This window comes from Abditibacteriota bacterium, assembly GCA_017552965.1.
Classification (GTDB): domain Bacteria; phylum Armatimonadota; class UBA5829; order UBA5829; family UBA5829; genus RGIG7931.
Map to the genome: position 1 here is coordinate 1 of JAFZNQ010000103.1, position 1,919 is coordinate 1,919.

The following is a 1,919-nucleotide window of genomic DNA, read 5'->3' on the forward strand; positions in this document are numbered from 1 at the left end:
CCTCACCGCCGAAGTGACGTTGTGTTTGAACGGGACAAGGCCGGGATGACGAGGGAGGGCTCGCGGAAATGTGCTATAATAATACCGGATTTCCATCGTCCATGGAGAAATGATATGAACAAGCTGATATCCATACTCATCATCATCTGCGTGGCTGCCATTGGCTTGCGGCTGTATATGGCGAAGAGAGATGCCGATGCGCACCGGATCGTCTCGTGCGTAAGCGAGCCCGTTGCCGAGCGGCCTGTCGGCAGTCCCTTGTCCTACGGCGCTCCCGTGACCTCCGGTGGGCCTATGCCCTCTGCGCATCAGTATATCGCCCCAAAAAGGATCGACAGCGCATTCCCCCGCGGGATGGTGAAGGGCGCTCCGGGCCTGTGGGAGATGCTTCATGACTACGCAAGGACCCATGACCGCCGGGCCGTATCTCCGGGGGCGTTTCAGTCCGCAAAAAAGTTCAGAGCGAAGACGGGCAAAGAAAGCCTGTGGGAATTTCTGCGGGCCTGCGATCTTCCTCTGGACAATACTGAGCCTTTGACGGGCTTCAGCATGCCATTGCCGCCCGACGCCGACCCCATGCAGAAGAGCTTTGGTGAATACCGGGAGGCCGTCCGGGAGGTCCGCCTCTTTGATCAGTTCGTAGAGGAGCAGAAACGAAAGATGCGGGAGAAGGCGGAGGCCGATCGGATAAAGCGCGAGGAAGAAAACATCAGGGCCCGCATGGAGGTGCCCGACACCACCTACACGCTGCCTGCGGACCTGGACTCCGGCACCCGCAACGCCTACCTGCGGGGGCTCGCCTCGGACAACCCCCTGCCCCACTCCGGCGGCGCCGTCATCCTGGGCTCCTGGCCCCAAAGCGGAGAGACCCCCGAGCCCGTGGAGTGGCTGATAGTGGAGAGGCTGGGCAGCCGGGCCCTGTGCGTGATCAGCAAATACGCGCTGGACTCCAGGGCCTTTTGCGACGGCAAAGACGTGGCCGACAGCTGGAGCGGGTCCTCCCTGAGAGCGTGGCTGAACGGCGAATTCTTTGACAAGGCCTTTTCCGACAGTGAAAAGCGGCGCATCCTCACCTCCGCCGTGCACGACGTCCGGAACACCGCGGTCCGGGACAAGGTGTTCATCCCCTGCGAGGAGGAGGCAAACGTCATCTTTGGCATCAATATGCGAAAGAGAGTCTGCGTCCCCACCGCCCACGCCAAAGCAGCGGGGATCTATCTCTTTGAGGGCAGCGAAAACGCCTTGTGGTGGACAAGAATGACAGGCAATGTGATCCAGGCCTGTTCGTGCATAAACCACGAGGGCTTTCACCAGCCCGTCTATGCCAACGCCCCCACCGTGGGAGTGCGCCCCATGATGTGGATCAGGCCGGAATAAGCGCCGAAGGAGGTGATACCCATGCCCGCAAACAATGATATAGAGCCCTTTGACTGGTCCTTTGGCAGTATTGTCCGCCACTTTGTCATATGGCTGCTGCTGGCGGCGGCGCCCATCCTGGTCCTCTGGCTGTGGTTTCTCGCCGTGACCGCCTTCCCGGACATCAAAGGCACCCGGGTCGTCTGCGCCGTGACCGCGTGCGTGATGCTGTGGCTGGTGCCCTTTGTCTTTTCGTTCGAAAGGACGGGGGTCATCCCTCTGGACGCGCTGGCCTGCCTGATCAATGAAGCGGTCATGCTCTTTGCGTTCTTTCTGGCGTTCCTCATATCGGCCCTGGGCAAAGGACCCCTGCACACCGACGCCTTTATGGGCGTGGTGCTGCTGCTGGCCCTCTACTCGGTGGTGATGATGCTGGTGAACTGGTTTGTGACCAGGAAAAGGCAGCTGAGCCGGAGGAATAGGCGGAAGAAGGCGAAAGCCGAGGCTGAGCCGAAGACAGAGGTCGAAACGGCACCGGAGACAAAGGCAGAAGTAGTAACAGA

At 60.3% G+C, this 1,919-nt stretch carries 2 protein-coding genes; both read left to right on the forward strand.

Annotation, left to right across the window (positions count from 1 at the left end; genetic code table 11):
• Positions 1–114 precede the first annotated feature (114 nt).
• Complete coding sequence (locus IK083_08800) at positions 115–1,377, forward strand: hypothetical protein (GenBank protein MBR4749650.1); 1,263 nt, start codon at positions 115–117, stop codon at positions 1,375–1,377.
• Positions 1,378–1,398: 21 nt separating this feature from the next.
• On the forward strand, positions 1,399–1,919 hold a 521-nt coding region (locus IK083_08805; GenBank protein ID MBR4749651.1), incomplete at its 3' end, for a hypothetical protein.

Coding starts and splice junctions, on each gene's coding strand:
- IK083_08800 (MBR4749650.1), top strand. CDS start 115: ATGAACAAGCTGATATCCATACTCATCATCATCTGCGTGGCTGCCATT.